The sequence below is a fragment of the Paenibacillus pasadenensis genome, from assembly GCF_002864175.1.
Lineage (GTDB): Bacteria > Bacillota > Bacilli > Paenibacillales > Paenibacillaceae > Paenibacillus_O > Paenibacillus_O pasadenensis.
The window spans coordinates 2,273,177-2,293,141 of record NZ_NFEZ01000004.1 but is presented as its reverse complement, the minus strand read 5'-3'; the positions used below and the strand labels follow the sequence as shown (position 1 = coordinate 2,293,141).

Annotated in this window: 19 protein-coding genes; 1 reads left to right on the top strand and 18 read right to left on the bottom strand. The window is 67.1% G+C overall.

The window, feature by feature from the left end; translation table 11 throughout:
* Window positions 1–164: 164 nt before the first annotated feature.
* The 4 genes from B8V81_RS19265 to B8V81_RS19250 all read right to left on the bottom strand — a co-directional run bounded on the left by B8V81_RS19265 (window position 165) and on the right by B8V81_RS19250 (window position 5,902).
* A complete protein-coding gene (locus tag B8V81_RS19265; RefSeq protein WP_146000534.1) occupies window positions 165–2,552 on the bottom strand; it encodes an alpha/beta hydrolase in 2,388 nt (795 codons plus the stop codon).
* Window positions 2,553–2,814: 262 nt separating this feature from the next.
* Complete coding sequence (gene melA, locus B8V81_RS19260; protein ID WP_028599629.1) at window positions 2,815–4,317, bottom strand: alpha-glucosidase/alpha-galactosidase; 1,503 nt, start codon at window positions 4,315–4,317, stop codon at window positions 2,815–2,817.
* A gap of 90 nt (window positions 4,318–4,407) precedes the next feature.
* Window positions 4,408–5,346, bottom strand: a complete 939-nt coding sequence (locus B8V81_RS19255) for an AraC family transcriptional regulator (protein WP_052333404.1) — start codon at window positions 5,344–5,346, stop codon at window positions 4,408–4,410.
* Window positions 5,321–5,902: a GNAT family N-acetyltransferase gene (locus B8V81_RS19250; protein ID WP_164820098.1), complete on the bottom strand. Its 582-nt coding sequence runs from the start codon at window positions 5,900–5,902 to the stop codon at window positions 5,321–5,323. The genes B8V81_RS19255 and B8V81_RS19250 overlap by 26 nt, the downstream gene beginning before the upstream one ends.
* 123 nt (window positions 5,903–6,025) lie before the next feature.
* Between B8V81_RS19250 and B8V81_RS19245 the strand changes: the two genes are divergently transcribed.
* Window positions 6,026–7,258 (top strand): aminopeptidase, encoded by a 1,233-nt coding sequence (locus B8V81_RS19245; RefSeq protein ID WP_028599628.1) that lies wholly within the window; start codon window positions 6,026–6,028, stop codon window positions 7,256–7,258.
* Window positions 7,259–7,385: 127 nt separating this feature from the next.
* On the opposite strand, the gene B8V81_RS19240 is transcribed toward B8V81_RS19245, so the two are convergent.
* The 14 genes from B8V81_RS19240 to B8V81_RS19170 form a co-directional block, all read right to left on the bottom strand.
* Window positions 7,386–9,350: a PAS domain-containing hybrid sensor histidine kinase/response regulator gene (locus B8V81_RS19240; RefSeq protein WP_101808994.1), complete on the bottom strand. Its 1,965-nt coding sequence runs from the start codon at window positions 9,348–9,350 to the stop codon at window positions 7,386–7,388.
* A 101-nt stretch (window positions 9,351–9,451) separates the two neighbouring features.
* Complete coding sequence (locus B8V81_RS19235; protein WP_101808993.1) at window positions 9,452–10,312, bottom strand: C39 family peptidase; 861 nt, start codon at window positions 10,310–10,312, stop codon at window positions 9,452–9,454.
* Window positions 10,309–10,785 (bottom strand): hypothetical protein, encoded by a 477-nt coding sequence (locus B8V81_RS19230; protein WP_101808992.1) that lies wholly within the window; start codon window positions 10,783–10,785, stop codon window positions 10,309–10,311. The genes B8V81_RS19235 and B8V81_RS19230 overlap by 4 nt, the downstream gene beginning before the upstream one ends.
* A complete protein-coding gene (locus tag B8V81_RS19225) occupies window positions 10,775–11,221 on the bottom strand; it encodes a hypothetical protein (protein ID WP_101808991.1) in 447 nt (148 codons plus the stop codon). The genes B8V81_RS19230 and B8V81_RS19225 overlap by 11 nt, the downstream gene beginning before the upstream one ends.
* Complete coding sequence (locus B8V81_RS19220) at window positions 11,214–12,548, bottom strand: discoidin domain-containing protein (RefSeq protein ID WP_101808990.1); 1,335 nt, start codon at window positions 12,546–12,548, stop codon at window positions 11,214–11,216. The genes B8V81_RS19225 and B8V81_RS19220 overlap by 8 nt, the downstream gene beginning before the upstream one ends.
* Window positions 12,549–12,554: 6 nt before the next feature.
* Window positions 12,555–13,130: a putative phage tail protein gene (locus B8V81_RS19215; protein ID WP_101808989.1), complete on the bottom strand. Its 576-nt coding sequence runs from the start codon at window positions 13,128–13,130 to the stop codon at window positions 12,555–12,557.
* Window positions 13,120–14,184 (bottom strand): baseplate J/gp47 family protein, encoded by a 1,065-nt coding sequence (locus B8V81_RS19210; protein WP_101808988.1) that lies wholly within the window; start codon window positions 14,182–14,184, stop codon window positions 13,120–13,122. Before B8V81_RS19210 ends, B8V81_RS19215 begins: the two co-directional genes overlap by 11 nt.
* Window positions 14,177–14,596 (bottom strand): DUF2634 domain-containing protein, encoded by a 420-nt coding sequence (locus tag B8V81_RS19205; protein ID WP_028599622.1) that lies wholly within the window; start codon window positions 14,594–14,596, stop codon window positions 14,177–14,179. Before B8V81_RS19205 ends, B8V81_RS19210 begins: the two co-directional genes overlap by 8 nt.
* Window positions 14,596–15,045: a DUF2577 domain-containing protein gene (locus B8V81_RS19200; RefSeq protein WP_028599621.1), complete on the bottom strand. Its 450-nt coding sequence runs from the start codon at window positions 15,043–15,045 to the stop codon at window positions 14,596–14,598. The genes B8V81_RS19205 and B8V81_RS19200 overlap by 1 nt, the downstream gene beginning before the upstream one ends.
* 40 nt (window positions 15,046–15,085) lie before the next feature.
* Window positions 15,086–16,069, bottom strand: a complete 984-nt coding sequence (locus B8V81_RS19195; protein ID WP_043111536.1) for an XkdQ/YqbQ family protein — start codon at window positions 16,067–16,069, stop codon at window positions 15,086–15,088.
* Window positions 16,066–16,698: a LysM peptidoglycan-binding domain-containing protein gene (locus B8V81_RS19190; protein WP_101808987.1), complete on the bottom strand. Its 633-nt coding sequence runs from the start codon at window positions 16,696–16,698 to the stop codon at window positions 16,066–16,068. Before B8V81_RS19190 ends, B8V81_RS19195 begins: the two co-directional genes overlap by 4 nt.
* Window positions 16,695–18,890, bottom strand: coding sequence for a phage tail tape measure protein (locus tag B8V81_RS19185; protein ID WP_101808986.1), 2,196 nt, complete (start codon window positions 18,888–18,890; stop codon window positions 16,695–16,697). Before B8V81_RS19185 ends, B8V81_RS19190 begins: the two co-directional genes overlap by 4 nt.
* A 215-nt stretch (window positions 18,891–19,105) precedes the next feature.
* Window positions 19,106–19,498 (bottom strand): phage tail assembly chaperone, encoded by a 393-nt coding sequence (locus B8V81_RS19175; RefSeq protein ID WP_180968495.1) that lies wholly within the window; start codon window positions 19,496–19,498, stop codon window positions 19,106–19,108.
* Between the two features lie 24 nt (window positions 19,499–19,522).
* Window positions 19,523–19,963, bottom strand: coding sequence for a phage tail tube protein (locus B8V81_RS19170; RefSeq protein WP_028599616.1), 441 nt, complete (start codon window positions 19,961–19,963; stop codon window positions 19,523–19,525).
* Between the last annotated feature and the right edge of the window lie 2 nt (window positions 19,964–19,965).

Genomic DNA, 19,965 nt, shown 5'->3' with positions numbered 1-19,965 from the left:
AGGCGTCCTTCCTTTCGGTCATGATGCTCGTAATCTAGCAGCCTGGCCACCCAGGCACTTACTAAAGTATAGCCAGCTCGCGAGAACAGCGTCAAGCGTCGAAATAACGAATTCCGGGGGAGAAATCGACGATCTCGAGTCGCCGGAACGTCGACGCTGCCGGCTCATCGGCCGGCCGTCTCGCCGGCGTACCAGCTTACGTCGTCCAGCATGATGCGCCCCGCCCCGCCGTCCGCCGATCGGAAGCGCAGCTCCAGACGGTCAAGCGAGTCCGTATCGAGAAGCGGCTCGGCCTCGCGGAAGGCGGACAGCGGCAGCCGAATCGTCACCCGCGCCAGCTCGGCCGGGCGGTCGTACTTGCCCTCGCTGGCGAATCCGTCGAGCCAGGCCGGCCGCAGGAAAGGCTCGTCCTCCACCGCCGCGAGCGCATCGGCGACCGCGACCTCGGCCTCGGCGCCATTTCGGTCGCGCAGCACGACCTGGAGCTGCAGCGCTTGAGGCTCGCAGCCGGCTCCCTCGGAGCAGAGCTCGCGTCCAAGGTTGGCCGCCGTGAAGCTCAGCCCTCCGCCGCCTGGATCCGGGGGCTGAGGCAGTCCGGTCAGCCTCAGCCAGCTGCCTTCCGAAGCGGCGCTGCTCCCGGCCGCATCCTCATCGCTGCCCGGCCTTTCAGCGGCTGCCCCAAGAGCTCCCCAGGAGACGACGGCGCCTCGACTGCCTTTGGGCGAGCCGTTGCGGTCGAGCAGCGGCTCGGCGCTCAAGCTGGAGCCATCCGCCGCTTCGGCGCGCACGCCGGAGCCCGCTTGCCGGGCATCCTCCTGCTCGAAGTCGGCGACAGGCAGCTCGTCTGCGTCGGCGTACAGCCGGTACGTCCGGACGCCGGAAACGGCTTCCGGACGGCCTGCTTCAGCCGCCGCCGAAACGCTCGTCTCCTCGGGCTTCGCATCCGAGGCTTCCGCCTCCGGCAGCAGCCAGGCGCGGGCGGCGGCGTCGCCGCCGAGCACCGCGTCCGCGAACGCCCCGACATACGAGGCGGCGAGCAGGCGCTGCCGCTCCCCGCTCAGCATGTCCCGCTGGCGCAGCAGCAGCCCTCCCGGCAGCGAGTTGTCCATCGTGCCCCAGTCCGCGTTGAAGCGGCTGTGGTTCGCATCCTCGATATACACAGCCGCCTTGAAGCGGTCCGAGCCCGGCTCGAGCCGCACGCGGCCGTACTGCCTTTCTCCGTAAAAGACGGTCAGATCCGCATCCCGCGAGCCGTGCAGCGTGAGATAGCTCGCATGCTCCAGCACGGCCCGTTGGCCGTCCTCCTCCGTATCCGTCGGAGCGAGCGCGGCGACGCCGAGCACCGAGCGGGCCAGAGCGGCATCGCCGGGGAACCACTTGCCCGCATCCGCCGCCATCGCGGCCGCCTGCCCGCCGCGCGAATGCCCGATCAGCAGCGTCCGGGACGAGTCGAGCTTGCCGGCGAGCGGTCCGTCCGGCTGGCCGGACAGACGCTTCAGCTCCTCGAGATGGCGCAGCAGCAGCCACGCCCGCAGCTTCATGTCGTCGTCCGGGATGCCCGTCCAGGGCGAGAAGTTCAGGAAGTTCTCGTCGACCGAGACGGCGGCGTAGCCTTTGGAGGCGAGCCGCTCGCCGAGGTAGGCGTAGCCTGCATCCGATCGCTGCTGCGCGATATGGTTGCCGTGCACGATGAGCGCGAGCGGGAACGGCCCGTCTCCGTCCGGCAGCCACATCGTGCCGTTCAGCGGCATCCGATCGGGCTCGAAGCCCCAGTACCACGCCTTCAGCCGGCTCCAATCCGTCAGCAGCGCCGAAGCGTCTGCGGAGGAGGTGCGGATGTCCGCCTCCGCGGCGAACTCCGCCCGGCGGCCGGTGCCGCTGCCGTAGGTCAAGACGGAGTAGGCGTAGGCGCCGGATCGGCCCGGCAAGTCCGGCGCGATCGCGCTTCCCGCAGCGCCCGCGCCGTCCGCATCGTCCGCCGAGCCGCCGAAGCCCGGCGCCGGCAACGACAGCAGGAGCGGCAGCACGAGCAGCGCTCCGGCGGAACAGAGCAGCGCGGCCAGCGGCTGCGGCCGGCGAAGGCGAAGCCGCGGCAGCGCGGCGGCAAAAGCTACTCCGCCGACGGCGGCGGCAAGCGCGTACGCGGCCGCGAGCGGCAGCGCCGCCGTCCAGCGCAGCTCCGCGACGAGCAGCGCGCCAGCCGTGCCGGCGGCAAGCGCCAGCGCGCCGCCCGCGAACCGGCGAGGCAGCGGCAGCCTCATCCAGCACAGCAGCCAGGACAGCGCCCAGGCGGCGATGCCGAGCGCGGCCGTGCCGGCCAGCGTCATCGCCATCAGATCATAGGCGGGGCCAAAGCCGAGCGGCAGCCCTTGCGCGCAAGCGGCGCACAGGAACGCGGCCCCGATCCAGACGCCCGCCATCGACCGGCGCCAAAAAGCCGTGTCGCGCTGCCCGGGCGCTTCCTGCGGCAGCAACCGCTTGCGCCACGGCTTCCGAATCGGATTACGATTCGGCTGTCCCGCTCTTCCAAGCGGCCCCCACTCGATCGACACGTCTGCTCGCCTCCTGCTTCTCTCGTTGACTCTTCGATTCTACCAGTATAGCAGACCGGGGAGAAAGAGCTTCGCGATCATGAAAGGCAGGCAAAGGCAGCCACCCCGCCAACTGCAGCCGCATGAAAACAAACCGAGGGTGCCCCAAAAGCCTTGGCTTAGGCTTAGGGACACCCTCTCTGAACCGAGCTCTCGGATGTCTGCAGCCCGATCGATTCGGGTTACAGCCATTGAATTACGCCAGACAGCCCCGCTTGCCCATTCATCTCTGCTCCGCGCGCCGCTTGCCCTTGTCGGCTTCCCTGGCATTGGCGTCGGCCTCGTCGCGAGCCGCCTGCATCTGCTCGAGCGTCTTGGTCTGCAGCCTCGCCGCGCCTTCGTACTCGCGCGTCGGGATGAGATTGCCGGCCGCCAGCCGCTCCTTGGCGGCGGCGATCGCCTCGCCGTACTGCGGCAGCCAGCGCTCGCCGGCGACGAGCATCTCGTCGACGAGCTGCCACACCTCGGGCGGATTGCATACCGCGCCGACGAGCGGATCCATCAGGAACGCCTGGCGCAGCAGCTTGTCGTCGCCGCGCACCGCCGCCTCAACGGCCAGCCGCTGCACGTTCACGCTCGCCTGGCAGACGGCGGCCGGACCGAGCGGCAGGTCGCCGACGACCGGCATCGAGATGCCGTTGCGGTCGACGTAGCCCGGCGCCTCGATGATGCAGTCATCCGGCAGATTCGAGATGACGCCGCGATTGACAACGTTGAAGTGGCCGCGGTACACCCGCCCCGTTTCCAGCGATTCGATGATGTAGCCGCCGTGCTCCTGGCTCCGCTCCGACGCCTCGTACCGCAGCGCAGGCTCCTTCATCCACGCCGGGAACTCCGTCTCGAACCAGAGCCGGCCCTCGGTGCAGACGCGCAGGTAGCCTCCGGTCTCCCCGTTGATCCAGCTGTTCAGGTCGATCCAGTCCGGGATCTCCTGCGGACGCTTGCGGTACCAGGGCACGTATTCGCTCAGATGGCCGTTCGACTCCGTGCTGTAATAGCCGAAGCGCCGCAGCATGTCGATCCGCACCTTTTCCGTCCGGGCGAAGTCGGGATGGCGCTCGAACGCCTCCAGCAGGTCGCCGGTGCGGTCGACGCCGCCGGTCTTGACGCTGACGTACCAGGTCTGGTGGTTGATGCCCGCGCAGACGATGTCCACCTCGTCCATCTCCAGCCCGAGCGCCTGCGCGATCTGATGGTGGCCGCCCTGCACGCCGTGGCACAGCCCGATCGTCCGCACGCCTCCGTACGCGTTGCACGCCCAGGTGAGCATCGCCATCGGATTGGCGTAGTTGAGCAGCAGCGCATCCTCGCGGGCGAACTCGCGGATGTCCTTGCAGATGGCGAGCATCTCGGCGATGCCGCGCTGCCCGTACATGATGCCGCCGGCGCAGAGCGTGTCGCCGACGCACTGGTCGATGCCGTAGCGGAGCGGAATCTCCACGTCGGTGCGGAACGCCTCGAGCCCCCCGATCCGGATCGTGTTGAGGATGTATTTCGCGCCCTTCAGCGCCTCGCGCCGGTCCGTCGTCGCCTGGATCCGGATCGCGAGGCCGTTCTCGTCGATGTCGCGCTGGCAGAGGCTGCGCACCCGCTCCAGATTGTCCGGATCGATGTCGGCGAACGCCACCTCGATTCCCGCGAACTCCGGCACCGACAGCAGATCCCGCAGCAGCCCCCTCGTGAAGCCGATGCTGCCCGCGCCGATAAAAGCAACCTTGAATGACATGTCGCTCTCTCCTCCCTCAATCTCTTGATGGCTCTATGCTAGCCGATATCGGGAAGAAAGCGTTATCGCGGAACGAACCGATTGCTGCGGCTATTGTTCGAAATCCGAACCTTGCCCCGGCGAATAAGCGGAGTCCGGACGGCTGTCCGCCGTCACGGAGCGCCGGAACTCGGACGGCGTCATGCCCGTCTGGCGGCGGAACCACGCATGGAAGTAGGCGCGGCTGCCGAGGCCGACGTAATCCCACAGGTCGGACACGGGGATCGAGGAATGCCGGAGCAGCTGCCGCGCCTTTTCCAGCCGGATCGCCGACAGGTAGCCGCCGAGCGTGACGCCCTCCGCCTGCCGGAAAATCCGCTGCAAATAGCCCGGATGCAGGCGGACCGCCGCCGCCACCTGCTCCGCCTGCAGCGGCTGGTCGAGCCGCTCGGCCATATAGCGCTTGGCCTGCTCCACGTAGCCGTCCTGCGGACGCTCGGCCGCATGGGCCGTCTCCAGCCGCGACAGCCGCAGCAGCAGCTGGGCGTGCAGCAGCCTCGACATGGCGCTGCCGCCGATTCCGGATTCGTCGAGCTCCAGCACGAGCTGGCGCAGCGTCTGCAGCGCCCGCTCCCGGCTGTCCCGCAGCACGAGGCTGGGCGCCTTCCTCGACAGCCACTCCGCCAGCGGCGCGTCCGCCTCGGCAAGAGCGGCCGCCTCCGCGAGCGGCGCTGCCGCCGCCACGAAGCGGAACTCCACGTTGAGCATCCGGCATTCCTCGCGGACGAGCAGGCGATGCGGCACGTTCGCGTCGAGCAGCACGAGGTCTCCGCGCTTCAGGCGGCTGGCGGCGCTGCCCGGCTCCATCGGCGTCCCCAGCTCGGTCTCGACGAGGCAGCCTCCCTCCATGACGTACATGATCTCGGTCGCGTCGTGGCGGTGGTAGTCCATCGCGTAGCCTTGCCATTTTTTGAAATAATACGCCGTCACCTCCGGCTCGCAGCCGCCTCGGCGCACGGCCGGATCAAACAGGCTGCCTGTCCGGAACATCGGTGCTCGCCCTCCCTCTCGCCCAGTCTCGCGCCAGCAGGCCGTAGACGGCATGGTCGAGGAACATGCCGTCCGCATGCTCCTCCTCCCGCAGCACGCCCTCGAGCGAGAAGCCGAGGCGCAGCGCGACCGCCCGGCTGCGGCGGTTGTCCGTGCGCGCGCGGATCTCGACGCGGTTCAGGTCCAGCGTCCCGTAGGCGAACGAGAGCATCTCGGCGGCCGCCTGCGCCATCAGTCCCCGTCCCTGCCAGGCGCTGCCGAGCCAGTAGCCGAGCGACGCCTTGCGGTGGCGGAAGTCCAGCTCCTGGAAGCTGATCATGCCCGCCGCGGACGCCCCGTCCAGCAGCACGGCCGACATCGCCTTGCCCTCCTTGTAGCGCTTGCACTCGAAGCGCACATAATCCTTCATGTCCGCCGCGGAGCGGATCTGTCCGACCCAGGGCAGCCATGCCTCCAGCTCGCGCCGATCCTTTTCCAGCGTCCGGTACAGCGCCTTCGCGTCGGCAGGAGCGAGCACCCGCAGCTCGCAGCCGCCTTCCAGCCGGCGATGGAACATCGCCTTCGCCTCCCTGCCCGAAAGCGGGCTCGTTTTTTCCATCATAGCACGCGATTGTCTTTTTTCGAACGGGATCGTGTACAATAGGACTGCATGACGATACGCGAATGGAGGCTGAACCACTTGAGCAAATTGCAGCAGCAAATCGAACGCTACGCCGATCTCATCATCCGGGTCGGAGTCCGCATCCAGCCCGGACAGAAGCTCGCCATCAACGCGACGCTCGACTCGGCCGACCTGGTGCGCGGACTCGTCCGCAAGGCATACGAGGCAGGAGCCTACTCCGTCAAAGTAAACTGGTCCGACGATACGATCGCCCGCACCCGCTATGAGCTCGCTCCAGACGAGGCTTTCCTCGAGGAGCCCAAATGGTACGCCGGCGAAATGACCGAGCTCGGCGAGCAGGGCGGAGCCGCCATCAGCGTCGTCTCCTCCGACCCCGACCTGCTGAAGGGCATCGACAAGCAGCGGATCGTCAACCACCAGAAGACGTACGGCAAAGCGATGGCGGCCTACCGCCAGATGACGCAGTCCGACAAGTTCAGCTGGTGCGTCGTCGCCGCTCCGTCCAAGGCATGGGCGGCCAAGGTATTCCCCGGCTCCACCGAGGAAGAGCAGTACATAAGCCTTTGGAACTCGATCCTCAAAGCCGTCCGCTGCGATCTCGACGATCCGGTGGCGGCGTGGGAGGAGCATATCGCGAGCCTGAACTCCCGCTCCGAGCATCTGAACGCGCGCAAGTACAAAAAGCTCCATTACACCGCGCCGGGAACCGATCTGACAATCGAGCTGCCGGAGGGCCATCTGTGGGTGGCGGCGGACAGCGTCAACGAGGCCGGCATCCCGTTCGTCGCCAACCTGCCGACCGAGGAAGTGTTCACCGCCGCCAAGGCGGACGGCGTGAACGGCTACGTCTCGAGCACCAAGCCGCTCAGCTACGGCGGCACCATCATCGACAACTTCAAGCTGACGTTCGAGAACGGCAGCGTCGTCAAGGCCGAGGCCGAGCGCGGTCTGGAGACGCTCGAAGGCTTGCTTGAGATGGATGCCGGCGCCCGCCGCATCGGCGAAGTGGCGCTCGTGCCGTTCGACTCCCCGATCTCCCGCTCGAACATCCTGTACTACAATACGCTGTTCGACGAGAACGCCTCGAACCATCTGGCGCTCGGCAGCGCGTACGCCTTCAACATCGAGGGCGGCAAAGGGCTTTCCCAGGAAGAGCTTGCCGCCCGCGGCCTGAACACGAGCATCACGCATGTCGACTTCATGATCGGCTCCGCCGACATGAACATCGACGGCATCGCCGAGGACGGCAGCGTGGAGCCGATCTTCCGCGCCGGCAACTGGGCGTTCTAAGCCAGGCATCTGCGCGCGCCAGCGGATTCGAACAGGCGTCGGCGCATTGCAAAAACCCGGGAACAAACGGACCTCGCTCCGTTCGTTCCCGGGTTTTTTATGATTGCGGACGCTTGCGCCTCGCGGCTCAGCCTCGCTGCAGCGCCTTGCTCGAGCTGCGATAGGCGTCGATCGCCTCCTCCAGCTTGTCGCGCCGGATCGGCTTGCTGAGATAGTCGTCCATGCCCGCCGCGAGGCAGGCTTCCCGGTCGCCGCGCAGCGCGTTCGCCGTCACGGCGACGACATACGGCGGACGCGCGAGCCCCATCGCCCGGATCTCGTCCATCGTCTCGAAGCCGCCGAGCACCGGCATCAGAATATCGAGCAGCAGCAGATCGTAAGGCTCCGGCTCTTGCAGCGCCTCCAGCACCTCGGCGCCGTTCGCGACGACGCGGACGGAATGGCCCGACTTTTCGAGCATCTTGCGGATGACGAGCTGATTGATCTCGTTGTCCTCCGCGACCAGCACGCGCAGCGGACCGTCCGGCTCGGGCGCGGCCATCGCCGCATCCGGCAGGGCGTGCGGCGGCTGATCCCGGGCGGCCTTCGCGGCGAAGCGGAAGCGGAAGCGAGAGCCCTGGCCCGGCTCCGACTCGACCTCGATCGTGCCGCCCATCAGCTCCACCAGCCGGCGGGAGATGGCAAGGCCGAGACCGCTTCCCTCCTCCGCACGAGTCATATAGGTGCCGATGCGGCGGAACGGATGGAACAGCTGCTGCTGCTCCGTCTCCGTAATGCCGATGCCGGTATCCGATACCTCGCATTCGATGAGCCTGGAGCCGCGATCCTCGCCGCCCGCCGAAAAGACCGCCCGAATCTGCCCGCGATCGGTGAACTTGACGGCATTGCCGATCAGGTTGAGCAGCACCTTGCCGAGCTTTTCGCGATCCCCGAGCAGCTCCGCCGGCACGTCCGCGGATATCGCCGTTTCAAGCTTGAGCCCCTTTTGGACGACGATCGGCATCTGGATCGCGACGATCTCGTCGAGCAGCTCGGCAAGCCGGAACGGACGCTCCTCCGCCGCCTCGGCGCCGGCCGACTCCAGCCGCGTATAGTCGAGCGTGTCGTTGACGATATGGAGCAGCGCATGGCTGCTCTTGCGGATCAGCTCGATATAGCGCCGGGCCTCTTCCTCGAGCGGCGTGTCGAGCACCATGCGCGTCAGCCCGAGGATGCCGTTCATCGGATTGCGGATCTCGTGGCTCATCATCGTCAGGAATTCGTTTTTGGCCCGGTTCGTCGCCTCGGCGGCTTCCTTTTCGATGAGCAGCTTCTTCTGCTCGCTCATGTCCTTGGCGATCAGGTAATAGCCCTTGATCGTCCCGTTGATGATGATCGGAGCGATCGAGGCGAGGATCTCCGTCACGCGTCCGCTGCGATGCCGCATGCCGCTGAGCTGCCGCTCGGCTTCCGTGTCCTGGCTCGCCTGGCGAAGGATCGGCCCGATCTCCTCGACGAGCAGATACGGCGAGAAGTCCTTGCCCGCGAGCTCCTCCACCGGCATGCCGAGCAGCCGGCCGGCCTCCTGGTTGTAGTTGATCACTCGCCCCTGCAGATCGAGGGAAATGACCGCGTCGTGATTGTATTTCTTGAGCGAGGTATACCGCTCGACCGATTCCTGCAGCTGAAGCTCGAACCGCTTGCGCTCGGAAACGTCCTCGAGGCTGAGCAGATACCCTCCGCCCGCGCCTTCCTCTCCATCGAGCGCGTAGCCGATGATGCGGAACATGCGGCGCTCGCCGCTCTGGAGCGTCATCTCCTCCTCGCAATCGATCGGCTCCAGCTGACGGATGCGGGCCAGCTCCGCCCTGCAGAGGCTGTCCGCCGGAAAGCAGAGCCTCGCGAGCGCGTCGGCTCCGAGGCCCGTCAGCTCCTGCTCCGTGCAGGCGAAGGTGCGGAGAAAGGCCGGATTGACCGTCATGATGCTCAAGCCGGAATCGAAAAGAAGGAGGGGAACGGGGCTGAGGCTGATGACCGAGGCCAGCATGGCCCGGCTGGGCTGGGCTGGCGTCCGCTCCCCCGCTCCGCTTCGCTGCGCTGCGTTATTTTCCATGATTTGATGTCCACTCCCGGTCCGTCGGTTTGATCTCCCCCTATATTAACCGTATCGGCCGGCTCTCGCACCTCATCTGAAAAAAAGGCAGGCAAGCCCCCTCAGCCGGCCGGACCGGCCGCCAAGAGCCAGAACTGCTTGGCCTCCTGCCGCAGCAGCGCTTCCGGCGCCGTCACCCGGCCGTCGTCGGGCACGCCCTCGTCGACCGCGCCGCGATACAGCCGGTTGTCCGGATTGGGATCGAAGACGAGGAAGCCCGGCTCCCCTGCCGCCGTCCGCGCCGGCTCGGCCAGCAGAATGAAATGCCCCGCCGACGTGAATCGGCCCGGCTTCATCGAGGCGATGGCCACATCGCCGCGCTGCAGCGCCGCGCGCGCCTCGTCGATGGAGCCCGTCGCCTTGCAGGCGAGGCCGTACTCGCGGCTTGCCGCCGGAAAAAAGCTCCAGGACGTGCCGGAAGCGCGCGTCCGGTGCCCGCCCTTGACGGAAAAGGCCGCCAGCTCCGTCGGCAGCGGCCTGGCGCGCGTCAGGCTCGCGACGGCCATCGCCATGCAGGTCGGACCGCAGCCGGAGCTGCCGATCGTTTCCTTCCCCCCGATCGTGTACGGCACATTTCGCCAGCGCGGGTCCTCCTGGCTGTAATAGATCCGTTCGCGCGAGACGCGCTCCTCGCGGACGGCCGTGGAAGCGAACAGCGCCTCCCAGGTCTGGCGTCCGACGACGCCGGCCGCGCTGCCCGCATTGCCGAGCCGGCTCCGCGTCTTGAAGCGGTTCACCGCATGCAGCGTATTCCGGCCGAAGCAGCCGTCCGCCTTCAGCGGCGCCCCGTCCGCGCCCGAGTAGCCGAGCGAGGACAGCCGCTCTTGGACGAGCCGCACCGCCGCGTTCGGCGCGGCAGCGCTCGCCGCCGACAGCGGTCCCCGGAATTCCGGCGTCGAGCCCGACGCCGTCGCTCCGCTCATGACGACGCTCTCCCGCCGCCGGCGGCCGGCGGCGGGATCGAGCCGAGGCTCATGTATGGAATGGCGGCAGGCTCGACGATCCCGCCCGCTTCGGCAGAATCGGCCAGCTCCTGCAGCCGATCCAGCAGCAGCTGCTGGCCGAGCAGCACGTCCTGCAGCATCTCGCAGACGAGCTGCAGCGACGGCTCGAATGGCGTCTGCCCGGTTCGCGCGAGCGTCCTTTCAGCCAGCTCCTCGCTCATCAGCCTCGCGGCGCGGGCCGCGACCTCGAAGCTCGCCGCGACCGGCAGCGAGTCCGCTGCCGGCAGGCGCATCAGATCCCAGTTCTCCGCGCCGGAGCTGCGGATTTCCAGCAGCCCTCCGCCCAGCTCGCCCGCTGCCGCGCCTCCTGCCTGGCGGCCGTCGATGCCCGGCGTCTCGCCCGCTGCCGCCGCGCCCTCTTTGCGGAGCTTGCGCTTCGTGTCATCGCTCACCGGGCTTCACCGCCTTGACGTATAGTTCCGCGTTGCGATCGAGCCCCTGCGTCGCGATCCGCAGCAGGCCGGGCTCGCGGCTCGTCACCGTGAACGTCGCGATGCCGCCGCTGACCTGAACCGGCTGCGTCTGGCCCTGCACCGACACCGGCACGACGCCGCTGAAGCTCTCGTCCAGCCGCGACATCCAATCTCCGATCAGCAGCCTGACCCGGATCGCATCCGCGCCGTCCGCAGCCAGCTCCCCCTTGTCGGCCGTCAGCAGCGCCGCCGTGCCCGCCAGGACGCCGTCCGCATAGCGGGCGAACAGCAGGCCCGGCTGTCCGTACTGCTCCTCCGTCAACGGCACGAGCGAGCCGTGCACGAACGGCTCCGGATATTCGCAGCGCCCGACGACCCGTCCGTCCGCCGCGATTTGCGCGTAATAGCTAGGCAAACTCGATCACCTCCCAGGAAATGAAAACCGTCCGGCCCGCAGGCAATCCTCCGGCGAACAGATAGAGCCGCTCGCTGAACAGCACCGCGTAGACGCCCGAAGAGGTGCCGGCATCGCTTTTGACCTGATATAAAGTGGATGTCACTTGGAGAAAGCTTTTCGAGCGGTCGATCCACGGAATCGGCACGTTGACGGAGTCGCTCGGATTCGCGATCGACGTTTCGCCTCTCAGCACCTGCTTGATTCCCACGCCTTTCCACCCCGTTCCGTCGTTGTACTGCAGCTTGCCGCCCGCGGCGGAAAAATGGATGCCGTCCACCTTGTCGGCGTTGGCTGCGCTCGCGGCATTGCCCGCCCCCGCCGCGTAGTCGGCCGTCAGCGCGCGCTGGGCGAGCGTGTTGCTGCCCGCCAGCCGCGAGGTGATCGCGAAGTTGAAATGGACCAGGCCGACTCCGTTGCGCTGCGCGAGCACGAGACGGTTCCGATGGTCGTAAGGACGTCCGTTTTCCAAATAGACGCCCTTCTGAGCCGCGATCTCGCCTGCCGTCCCAAACGGCAGATCGATATAGAGATAATCCCATGCGCCTAGCGTGAATGTGCCCCGCGACACCCGGATGTAGCTGCCCGAGGCCGGATTCATGACGATGAGCGTGCCGTCGAGCGTCACCTTGCCCGCCCCGTCGTCGACGATGCCGCCCTCGCTCATGACGACGAGTCCTTGCAGCCGCGCATTGAGCCCCCAGCCGCGCTCGTCGTCGAGCGGGTCGAGATCCCGGTTGCCGTGGCTCGAGCTGAACACGCTCAGGCAGGAGACGGAAGCGGCGCCGTCGGCGGCAGCGGCCGCCTTGACCGTCAGCCGGACATAGCGGCAATCGGCGTTCGCCGAGAACGGCAGGTACGACAGCGGGGAATAGGCCGGCTTGCCGGCATGATCGTAGGTCTTGACCCAGTCGGTCCCGTTCGGACTCGCCTCGACGATGAAGTCCTTCGGCAGCGAGGCGGCGCTCTGGACCGGCCATCCGCCGAAGCTGATTCCTTCCAGCTTGGCGCAAGGCAGGCCGAGATCGACCGTCAGCGACAGCGGATAAACGGAGCCGGCGGGCAGCGCCCAGCGCCCTCCCTCCCCGGCCGCCGCGGAAGACCACGGGGCGGTCGGCAGGCCGATCAGCACGCCGCCTGTCGCGGCGGCGCGCTTGTTTTTGGCGACGTTGGCCGAGCTCGTCTTGACGACGAACCGGTCCAGCGCTTCGATATTTTCATTTTGAGCCGCTCTGCGGACGATGTCCGAGGGCTCGAATGTCTTGAGTCCGCTAGGCAGCTGCGCCATGACGGATCACTTCCCTTCTGCAGGATTCCATACTTCAAGCGCGTCCCAGCTGAAGCCGAGCCGCTCCAGCTCGTTCCAGTCCAGTCCGGCCGCGTCCAGCTCTTCCCAGCGCAGATAGGTGAACTGGAACTCCAGCAGCAGGTGGGCCGGCAGGATCTCGCGCACCGCCGACTTCACGTCCGCCAGGTTCGGAGGCACGCCGCGCTTGCCGATGAACGTGACGATGACCTTCCAGTCGCCGAACTTTTCCTCGACGGAGATCTCGCCGTTCTCGAACGAATCGACGACGCTGCGGATGACGGCGAGCGTCACCGTGCCGGCTCCGCGCAGCCGCGACTTGATCAGCGAGCGCCGCTGGTCGAGCGGCTTGCTGCCGCTCGCGGGGATGCCGCAGGCCTCTTCCCAGCGGGACAAGCCCCATGTCGCCGTCTCGAGGAAAATCTGGCGGAACGCCTCGTCCAGCTGGCCGGAGGCGAACGCCAGCTCCGCCGCCTCGCGCTCGATGATCGCGAGCGCGGCGAGCGCATCCTCGTAATACTTGGGCAGCATGCCCATCATCTGCTCCGCCAGGCTATACGTCATACTCAAGCTCGACCTTTCCCGCGACCGGCACCATGTCCGCCTCCAGCGCGATGTCGGCGCTGCCGCCGTTCATCGCCAGGCTGACGTAATCGTCGACCTCGTCGATGCCGATCAGGATGCCGGCGATGCGGTTGAACGGCACGCGATCCTTCTTGAAGGCGAGGCCGGCCAGATAGGCGGCCAGCCGCCGCCGGAACTCGGCGACGATCGGCTCGAGCTCCACGCCCGGCACGAAGCGCAGCTGAGCCGCGACGTCGATCTCGATTCCTTTCGCCGGAGCGACCGTCACCTTGGCCCCGATCGGCCTCCGCGCCTCGATCGCTGCCCGCGCCAGATCGACCTTGTCCGGCTTGGCCGGCGTTCCGTCCGGGCCAAGCAGAGAAAGCTTGACCGTGCCGCCTCCTTGCCACACCTCGAACACCTTGACGTCGCCGATGCCTTCCGACTCCAGCGCCCACTGGCGGTAATGGCCGGCGTTTCCGCTCGTGGCGGGCGTGCGGACGCGGTCATAGTACCGCTGCAGCAGCGACGCGTCGCTCTCTTCATCCGCTCCGCCGGCGAACGCCTTCGGATTGCTGACGGCGACGATGCCGGCCAGATCGCCCAGCACGCGGCTGACCGAGCCCGGCTGCACGTTGCCGGCCGCGCCCGGCTCCGAGGCGACCGCGCGGACGAGGACCTGCTTGCCTTCCCCGATCGTCGCCGCCTCGCGGGTCGCGAACGAGACCGTCCCGTCCGGCAGCGAGGCGATCGTTCCCTCGCGGATGCGGGTGCCGGCGGCTCCGGCGAACAGCAGCTCTCCGATGCTTTTCGTGCCGGGCTTGCGCGCCAGTCCCATCTCGGCGGCGCGCAGGTCGAGATACGGTCCCGGCTGCTGCGGTCCGGCGAACCCCCAGTCCAGCGCCTGGCCGAGCCGAGTGTAGAGCTGGGCCAGCTCGATCGCCGCCGGCGACAGCATGTCGTGGACGACCGACCCCGGCCGGCGGTCGAGCTCCGGCGGCACGGCCGCCAGCATCCGCTCCAGAATCGCTTGCTTCGTATGCTGCTCAAACAAGCAGCGTCACCTCCTGCTGCAATAATCCGTCCTTGTGGACGACCGCGAAGCGGGCGCTCAGCCGGTCTCCCTGGCTGTCCAGGGCAAAATCCACCACGTCCAGCACCCGGTCGTCCGCGAGCAGCGCTTCCCGGATGACGCGCGGAACCTCGCTGCGCATCAGCTCCGGCGTCAAGTCCTCGCCGATCAGGCGCTCGAGCTCGGAGCCGTAGCTCCAGTCGCAGGCGAGATAGCGGAAGCGCGCCGTGCGCAGCGCCTTCTCGACCGCCTGGCGCAGCGCCTCTTCCCCGTCGATCAGCCAGTTCTCAAGCTGTCCGCCAGCGAAGTCGAGCGCGTACGTCCGGGACGGACGCGGCGCCGGCGGCGCGGCGGATGCGGCCGAGCTTCGCGGCTTCAGCGGCGACAGCGCCATCAGTACGTCACCGCCCGATCGAGGACGAGGTACAGCTGGCCCTGCTGCACGCCGGCGACGATGACGCGCTCGCCCGGCTTGAGCTCGTCGATGTAGGTAAGCTCGGCGTCCGAAAGCGCGAAGTCGCCCGCTTGCATCTCCAAATTCTGCGTCGTAATCGTAAGCGTCCCTCCCGATGTCACCAGCGTTGCCGAGGAGGGCGACAAGCCCGCGCTTGCGCTCATGACTTTCTCCGCGTCCACCTTTACCTTGCGCATGTGGCTCGTCAGCCTCTCGGCGACGACGAGATCGTCCTTCTCCAGCACCAGCTCCGTATGGTCGAGCCGGATCTTCAGCTCGGGAGGCTCCGCGACGACGGTGCCGAGCTCGATCGTCGTATCCGCGTTCCAGCCGATGCTCCGCATGAGCTGCACGAGCTGGCTCGCGCCCGAACCTTCTGCTCTGTCCATGCTGCTTCCCTCCTGTCCGTTGTACGGCGCGTCTTCATCCTCAGTCCGCTTCCTCCATCGCTGTCAGCGTCAGCGCCATGCGATGCGCGCCGCCCTCGTACGAATGCTCGTCGGCGGTGATCGCATACCGGCCGACGATGCCGCTCAGCCGCTCCTCGACCTTGACGACCGCGCCCGAGACCGCTTCCTCGATGCCGAGCGCCTCGATTCTGGCCTCGTCGGCAAACGTCGCCAGCTGCCGCAGCAGCTCGTCGGCCTGCTGCTGCATCATCGAGCGGCTCATCGCCGCGCTCGGCTTGACGAAATGCTGCATGACGCCGAACCGCTCCGCGAGCTCGGCGCTGCGGACGACGACGGCCTGCTCCGTGCGCTGCGGGTCGAGGCCCATCACCTTAACCTGCGTCTTCATCTCCTCCATCGACTGCGAGCAGGACGCCGACAGCAAATTCCGCCCCGCCTCGATGCGCCACGGCACGAGCTGCGCGCTGCGCTCCCGCAGCTCGACCCGGCCTTCCCGCGAGCCAAGCTCGAACCGGCGTCCGTTCTGCTCTTCCGTCATCTCGAGCGCCTTCGTCATCATCTCGTACAGCGTCTTGTCGCGCTGGATCAGCTTCGGAATGACGAAGCCGGTCGAGGCGAGCTCGCCGACAGGCACGCCGAACTCGCCGCACAGCTGGCGGATGATGCCGTCCGCGGTCATGCGGCGGAACAGACGCGAGTCCTTCGTTTTGGTCAGGTAGATGTTCTCGTCGTACGCCGTCGCCGACATGCGGCCGCCGGAGTCGATCGAGTCCGCGAACACGACGCCGCGAAAAAGCTCCGCGCCCGACTCGCCCGCGAGCCGCAGCTCGCCGCCCTTGTCGATCTCAGCCAGCCGGCTGCGGCCGTCGGCCGTGTTGACCAGCTCGACGACGAGCTTGCGCGCCGCCTGCTTGACATCGCCCGACCAGCGGATCGACATGCACATCGCGCTCAGATCCAGCTCCTCGCCGCCACGCCGCACATGCGTCAGCGTCCAGCTCATGCCGGCACCGCCAGCTTGAGCCCGACCTTCAGCCGGTTCGGATCCTTGCCGATGGCGGCCTGGTTGGCCGCATGCAGCTCCCGCCAGCGGTCGCCGTCGCCCCAGATCCGCTGGGCGATCTTCCACAGGCTGTCGCCGGCGACGACGACATAGAACGCCGGCGGCGTGGGCGAGCCGTCCTTGCGCTCCTGCTCTGCGGCCGGCTCCGCCTGCACCGGGCGGTACTGCTTGAGCGCGAGCTCATAATAGAGGTCGCCGGGGCTGCCGGCCCGCTCCTCGTAGGAGAACGAGCGGATCGTCGTCGGCACGCCCTCGACCGTCGTGCCCGTGATGTCGAACGTCACCGGCTTGCGGGCCCGCATCCAGCCCTCCACGAGCTGGACGCAGCTCCAGGGCGGCTCGAACTCCATATGCTCGCAGTAGCCAGGATGATAGTCGCGGGGGAAAAAGGAGGAGATCGCAAACTCGCTGAGGCCCGCTTCGCCGAATACGGTACGCTCGCCGAGCGCCACGATCGAGAGGTCCTGGTAGCCCTGCGACAGCTTCACCGACAGGACGGCCGGATTGACCGGCAGCCGCAGCCGCTTGCCTCCGCCGTCCGGCGTCAGCCAAAATTGCATGCCGCTCATCCCATCAGCCCTCCCGCGGCGCGGATTTCACGCGCGAGCGCGCGGGCGATGCCGTCGATGTCGCTTTCCTGGCGGACGTGGAACGTATTGCCCGTCACCGTCACCGCCAGCCCGGCGGCTCCTCCTCCGGACCGCTCGCGGTTCTCCTGCGCGCTCAGCACGCGCTCGCCCTTGTGCAGGCGCGCGACCATGCCGTCGTACGGCACGTAGCCGAGGCCATGGTAATGGCCGGGCAGGGCGGCCGCGCCGGCAGGTCCGGCGGCCGCCACCGTGACGGTCGCGTCCTCCCCGAGGCCGAGGAAGCCTTTGACCTTGTTCCACTTTTCCAGAATGCCGCCGACAAAGTCGTTGAAATACTTCTTGATGTCATCGAAATGATACTTGAACAGATAGGCCAGTCCTGCGACCGCCGCTCCGACGAGCAGCACGGGAGCGAGGATCGCCAGGATCGGCGCCGCCACCGCCCAGGCGGCCGCGGCCGAAGCGAGCAGCGACGGCGCGAAGACGCCGATGAGAATCCCGGCCATGACAGCCGCCGAGATGCCGAGAATATCCGCGTTGCGCGCGAACACCTCCATGACGGTGACGATGCCTTCGCCAAGCGGCAGCAGCGCCTCGCCGAGCGGCGCCAGCGCGATCGTGACCCGGTTCTGCAGCGCGCCCCAGCCGTCGCCGAAGCTTTGCAGCTGCTGCGACTGCGCCGAGATGCTGCCGCTCGCCTCGCTCATCGAGCCGAGCATGCCTTTGAAGCCGTCGGTGCTGCCGCGCAGCGCCAGCGCCAGGTCGATGCCGGCCTCTTGGCCGAATACGCCGATCGCCAGTTTGGCCGCTTCGGCGATCGACTCCGCTTGCCGGATCTGCGAGGCGATGATTTCGAAGCCGCCCTCCGGCAGCTGCATCGTTCCGCCTTCCACTTTTTTCAGCACATCCTGGATCGGATTGATGCCTGCCTTTTGCCACTTGGCCATCAGCGCCGTCGAGGCATCGAGTCCGAGCTCCATCTCCTGGAACGAGCCGGCCGAATCGCTCACGCCCTTCATCAGGGCGGCCATATCGGTCTTTCCGGCCCGGCTCGCGGCGAAAAACCTGTCGAGCGTCCCTGAGCTGTCGCCAAGCTTGACGTCCCAACTGTTCATGATGCCGGCCAGCGACTCCGCCATGGCGGCGCTGTCCCCTCCTGTCAGCCGAGATGCGTCCAGCAGCGTCTTGGACGTCTTCTCCAGTCCGGCGCCCGTGAGCGGCAAGCTGCCGCGCAGCGTGCCCATCGCCTTGGCGACTTCGTCCAGGTTTTGCGGCACTTGCGATCCGACCTTGCGGAAAGACTCCAGCAGCTCCCCCATCTGCTCGCCAGGCACTCCGGCGGACGCCCGCAGGATCGAAGAAGCCTTGCCGAATGTTTCGGCCGCCTCCAGCGATTTCGTTCCGACCGCGACAATCGCGCCTCCGGCCATCGCTGCCGCCGCCGCTCCATGCTCCTTGACCAAACCCTTGTGCTGCTCGTACACGCCCCTCCCCTTCTCGCGAAGCCCTTGAGCATACGACTTGACCGCCGTCACGCCGCGATTTTTGTAGCCCGCCCAGCGCTCGCGCATCGGCCGGCTATGCTCGGCCAAATACGCTCTTGCCGGAGCCGCCGCCTGCGAGACAGCGTCCTTCGCCTTGCCCCATCCTTCCCGGACCGGCTTCGTCGAGTCCATCCATTTCTGGCCTGCCCAGCTCCTGGCTCTGCCTCCCAGCGCCTTCGCGCCTCCCCACCCCGACTTCATCATGCCGGTCAGCGGAGCGATCGACCTTTCCTTGAACGCGAAGCGGATGCCTCCCTTGACGATGCTTTTCGACGCCCTCGCCGAGGCATTGCCGACCGCCTTCGCGGCATTGCCGACCGCCTTCGCCGATGCGCTTCCCGCGGCTCTCACGACATTGCCGGCGGCATTTGCGGCTTTGGCCGTGCCTGCCGCGGCTTCCCTTCCGAGCGCCTTGATCTGATCGCCCGCATCCTTCCGGACTTTTCTCATCTGTTCGAGGAAATCCTTGGCCTGCTTCTGCTTGTCTGCTATGCTCCGCCCGGCCGCTCCCAACGGGTCCAACTTGGACAGCTGCTCCATCTGACGGCGAATCTTATCCATCAGCCGCGAGAACTGCTCCAGCGCGGCGTTCTGGGACGGTCCGGGCGCAGCGCCTCCTGTGCTCATATCCGCCCGCGCCTCCTTTCGATCGACCGAATCCTACCTGCGGGCGGCCGCCCGCTCGCTCGCCTTCCGCGCCTTCTCCTCTTCCTCCAGCTGCAGCATCATCGAGGCGTACATGAAGCGCTTGAAGCGCTCCTCCTTGTTGTACACCTCGTCCGGCGCGATGCCGTGGCGCTGGAAGATCAGATGGAGCAGGAAGGGCTCGCCGCCCGCCCGGATCAGTTTTTTACTTCTTCCTCGTCGCTGTCGAAGCCGCTGATCTCCAATATCTCGGAGGAAAGCCTCGCGATCTCGCCCGCCAGCAGCAGCCCCATGATCGCGTCGGCCGGAGTGCCGTATTTTTCCGTCAGCTCGCGCGCGGTCCAGTCCGGCACGACGCATGACTTTTGGATGACGAGGGCGCCGAACTGCTCCTCGTCGAGGATTTTCTCCCGCTTGCTGCCTTTGCCCGCGAAGTGCGTGCACTGCTCCTGGATGCGGCTGATCGTCTTGCCGTCGAGCGCCTGGATCGTGAAGTCCACGCCCAGCCTCTTCATCGGGATGTCCTTCTGCGGCCTCGTGTCGGCGCTCAGCAGCGCGTGCAGGACGGCCGTCTGGCGGTTTTCGCTCATGAACGTCTCACCTCCGTTATTCATCTAGGCTTCTTCCGCGGCGAGCTTGTCGAGCAGCTCGTAGCCGGTGAAGCTGAACGGCAGCTCCTCCTCGACGAGCGACCCGACCTCGTAGTGCAGCAGCGGGATCTTGTCGAACGTCACGCCCTTCAAGCGGACGCGGTAAGCGCCGTACGACTCGGGATCCTCCAGCTTGAGGATCAGCTCCGTGATGAAGCTGCCCTTCTTGTCGTCGGCGATCGAGCCGATCAGCTCCACGAACTCGGACGTCACCTTGTAGCCGCTGATCGTGCCGGTGCCGCTCAGTCCGGTCACCTTGTGGGCGGTCCAGCGCGTTCCGGCGCGCTTCACTTCTTCCTTGGAGATCTCCACGTTCGCTTCCGCGGACTTGATGTTCGTCAGCCACTTGCTGTCATGGTACACGTAGCCGTAAGCGCCGTTGATGACGCGTGTCGGATCCAGCATTC